Genomic DNA, 3,798 nt, shown 5'->3' with positions numbered 1-3,798 from the left:
CAGCCTTTTATATATTGCACTACATCAGGTTCATCCCAAGCATTTTGGATAATCTGCTTCCAAATAGGAAGGGGAATGCTTTTGTCATCATTACCACCTTCTCTAATCTTTCTGTTTTGCTCATTAACACCCCACCAATCCCATACTGATACTTCTAAATTAATTAGTTCTTTTGGTAGTAATGGAAATTCCATAGATTGACCTACCTTTATTACTTGAAATAAAGTATTTGCAATACTTGCCAATCCCTCAATAGATTTTTCACCTGTAAAATAATTCCTTTTTAACCAATAGTTAAATTCTATAAAATTACTTATATCTATATCTTCGAAAGATATAATTTTTTTTCTTTAAAAAAACTAACTATCTTACTTGCAAAACTTATATAATCATTTGTAACAGTTGAAGGTTTAACTTGACCTAGCCGAATATAACAATAACGTTTTATTGGTTCGATAATTAATGGAAATTCTTCAATTGTATGAAAGTTTAATTTACCCCTTGAATCTAGCCCTTTTCGTTTATTATGTAAAAGAGGTATTAAATCCCATACACTATCGGAAAAATGAACGTTAGCAATAACATAGATATCCCAAGAGTCTACAGATTCTTCCGGAACAGGAAATTCTACGGCATAATTCATTGTATATCTCCAAATGTTTCTAACTTTTCTATAAGCATTCCAATCAGATCTTTTTCAAACTCAATATGTGCAATAACATGTGAGCCATAAAAACTTTTAGATTGAATTTCTTCCTCTTTTTCTTTGTACAGATTTTTAAAGTATGGAAGGAACTCAGGTGTCGTAACCATTTTTGAACAACTATAACAATTTCCACGTTTTTGAAATGTTTCACAAAGATAATTTTCATCAGTAGCCATAGCTTCATTGACACAATAGCCGTCTGATAGTCTTAATGAATTATCTAATATAGAACCATCTTTAATCTTAACAATATCATCTTGTTTGGATGATATAACTTGCATATACTGAAGCGTATCTGTAATTTGAGCAATATACTCTTCATTTTTTGTTTTTATATAATACTGCATCGTAGTTCGTTTATGTTTGTGGTTCATAACAGTTTGAGTTGCTTCAAGAGAAGCTCCACTGCTTTGTAGGTTCGTTGCAAGTGTTCTACGAAACATATGCGCAGTTAAATGGACTACACTACCATTTTCATTGTTGATATCGTGTTGTTTAACAAAAAATTTTAATAATTTAGGTTGATAAGCATTAAGTATTTTTATCTCACCATTACGATTTTTTTTAATAAAAATCTCTTCCAACCCACTCTGACTTCTTAAATCATGAGTTTGGTGAATTAATGTTGAGATTACTATAGCTACTGGAGATGCAATAGCTGGTATAGTTACACTTTGCTTTGCTTTGTGATCAATATAATGAAGGTCATATTTTCCATCCTTATCACTCATAGACAGACAGTTATGTTTTAATGAAACAATATCAATTGAACGAAGCCCATAATACAGTAATAATAATATATAGGCTTTTGTATAGATATCATTTTCATTTCTAACTGCTTTTTTGACTTGTTCTAATGCATAATCTGAAATTATTTCTGTTTTCAAGTTTTCATTGTTTCTCTTGAATTTTGATTTCATAAAAATATTGAAAGGTGGTGCTTCATCAGGATGAGTATCATATAGCCACTTACTAAAACTTTTAAAAAAAGTGTATACAAGTCTTTGAGAACTATAAGACAGAGGTTTTTGCAGTTTGGTTAGAGCTGTCCCTAAGTATGCATATAATTCTTGCAGAAGAGGATAGGTAAAATTTGATAGATCATAAATGTCTTTCTGTTCCAAAAAATGGAATAGATAACGAATCATGCTTGTTTCCGTATATAGAGATGATTCGGTTTTGGTATGTAAAGATTTAGCTTGTAAAATATATTCACAGTGACGATTTGCTATACAGACAGGCTTTAAACCTCTGTAATCTACTAGTTTCTCTCTTTTATTTACAATTAAAGTAAATGGTTGCATTATATATCTACTCCATAGCTCTTATAAAATGGAATGAGTTCTTCAACTATTTCTTCTTTATTAGCAATATGCATATAGACATCAGTTGAAGCTATATGTCTATGTCCTAAAAGTTTTCTAAGCTTATGAATACCTACTTTATTACGGGCAAGTGCAGTAGCAAATGTATGACGAAAATCATGTGGAGAGAAAAACACTCCGGTCTCCTTACCAATTTTACGGCATCTATTCCATACGGCTTGATAACTAAGTGGTTCACCTAAATTATTATGAAACTCTGATATAAAAAAATACTCATGTGTCATTTCCTTTTTTTCATAAATTTTCATCCATGTATTTTCATAATAGTCACTAAGTTTCTCCATAAGTAATGATGGGATAAACAACTCTCTAGTACCTGTTTTCTGCTGTCGTTCTTGATTTCCTTTAGAGTGATCATCATTATTCGGTTTCATTTTCAATTCTTCTACTGAGGACCCAATTTTTGCAACACCAATAGAGTGAATATCAAGACTTAGTGCTTCACCAATACGCATTCCAGTGAATAACAATAATTCGAATAATAAGCGATCTCTTTCAACCTTACATGCCTTCTGTATAAGTTCTATCTGCTCTTTTGATAATACTCTAACTCCCTCATCAAACTCTTTTATTTTAAGTGTGCTTTTTTGAACAAGACCATTTTGAGTATGAGCATAAAAAGATTTATTTTGACGGGTAGGGCGCTTAATTGTTTCAAAATCATGTTTAAAAGGGTTATCTATATTGTTAACTGCTTCATGATACTTATAAAAATCTCGAATAGTTGAAATAATACGATTAACTGTTTTGGCACTTCGTTTACTAGAAGAACTCAGCTGCATTAAATCACTGTCTTTTGATGGAATCATTAGCCAAGCAATAAAGTCGTTAATAATTTTATGATTGAGAGAAGAGTAGGTTAGCTTGTAAGAAGAAAGAAAGTCATAAAAAAGTTTTAAATCTTGACCTTTTGTAGCAACTGTATTAAATGCAAGTCTTTTAACATAAAGTCTGCTTTGTAGATAATCCCACACTTCATTAACTGTTTTCCAGTCATCATCAAATAAGCAGACATATCCATCAATTATTTTAAGTTGATTATTCTGAGCACTAGAATCTATATTATTGTAATAAATATCAAGCTCATTACTATTCTCATCAAAGCTTACAGCATATCTTTGTTCATTAATCCTAAGATACATTTATCCATCCTATACTATAGTTGACAATAGCCTAATTCAATGTAGTAGACTGTCTATTATGGATTATACACTTGTATGGTTGATATTGTCAAGTATATATAGTATATTGGTGGTAGTTTAGATAACATAATGTAAATTCTCTTGAATAAAGTTTGTACGAATATCCCTCGAATTGGGCTTTAGACTCTTAATTTTAAAGGGTCTAAAAATGAATATTACCGTTGAAGAGTCGCTTCTAAACTTAAGTATAACAACTAATTCTTTTTTTAAAGTTTTAAGAGATTGATAGAAAAAATTTGCATATAGAGCCTCAAATTAGGTCTAAGTCTCAAAATGGGACTACAACAAATACTAACTGGAATGTCCCCTATAAACTAGACAAACTTTAATTCAGTAATTTAGATAGAATAATACAAATGTGTTATGAGATTTAATAGGATTAAAAATAGCAAGAGTAGTTTATAGGGGACTATAATGGTTCCCTTTTTCAAGACCAGTAAAACAAGTTTTCTTATTTCACCTCTTTACGATACCAGTGGTAACAGTTTTTGTCTCCTAGGGTCTA

At 30.6% G+C, this 3,798-nt stretch carries 4 protein-coding genes; all 4 read right to left on the bottom strand.

The window, feature by feature from the left end:
* Positions 1 to 194, bottom strand: a 194-nt coding sequence (locus QZZ48_RS14770) for a hypothetical protein (RefSeq protein ID WP_294967024.1), incomplete at its 3' end; no start/stop codon positions are given.
* A gap of 125 nt (positions 195 to 319) precedes the next feature.
* Positions 320 to 643, bottom strand: coding sequence for a hypothetical protein (locus QZZ48_RS14765; protein WP_294967023.1), 324 nt, complete (start codon positions 641 to 643; stop codon positions 320 to 322).
* On the bottom strand, positions 640 to 2,010 hold the full coding sequence (locus tag QZZ48_RS14760) for a tyrosine-type recombinase/integrase (RefSeq protein ID WP_294967022.1): 1,371 nt from the start codon (positions 2,008 to 2,010) through the stop codon (positions 640 to 642). The genes QZZ48_RS14765 and QZZ48_RS14760 overlap by 4 nt, the downstream gene beginning before the upstream one ends.
* Positions 2,010 to 3,233 carry a tyrosine-type recombinase/integrase gene (locus QZZ48_RS14755; RefSeq protein ID WP_294967021.1) on the bottom strand — a complete coding sequence of 408 codons (1,224 nt, stop codon included), beginning with the start codon at positions 3,231 to 3,233 and terminating at the stop codon, positions 2,010 to 2,012. Before QZZ48_RS14755 ends, QZZ48_RS14760 begins: the two co-directional genes overlap by 1 nt.
* Positions 3,234 to 3,798: the final 565 nt, after the last annotated feature.

It is taken from the genome of Sulfurimonas sp., assembly GCF_016744025.1.
In the GTDB taxonomy this organism is placed as follows: Bacteria; Campylobacterota; Campylobacteria; order Campylobacterales; family Sulfurimonadaceae; genus Sulfurimonas.
This window is presented reverse-complemented; position numbering and strand designations above follow the sequence as displayed.

Excerpts from the sequence above, each read along its gene's own strand:
- QZZ48_RS14765 (WP_294967023.1), bottom strand. The coding sequence starts at position 643 with ATGAATTATGCCGTAGAATTTCCTGTTCCGGAAGAATCTGTAGACTCT.
- QZZ48_RS14760 (WP_294967022.1), bottom strand. The coding sequence starts at position 2,010 with ATGCAACCATTTACTTTAATTGTAAATAAAAGAGAGAAACTAGTAGAT.
- QZZ48_RS14755 (WP_294967021.1), bottom strand. The coding sequence starts at position 3,233 with ATGTATCTTAGGATTAATGAACAAAGATATGCTGTAAGCTTTGATGAG.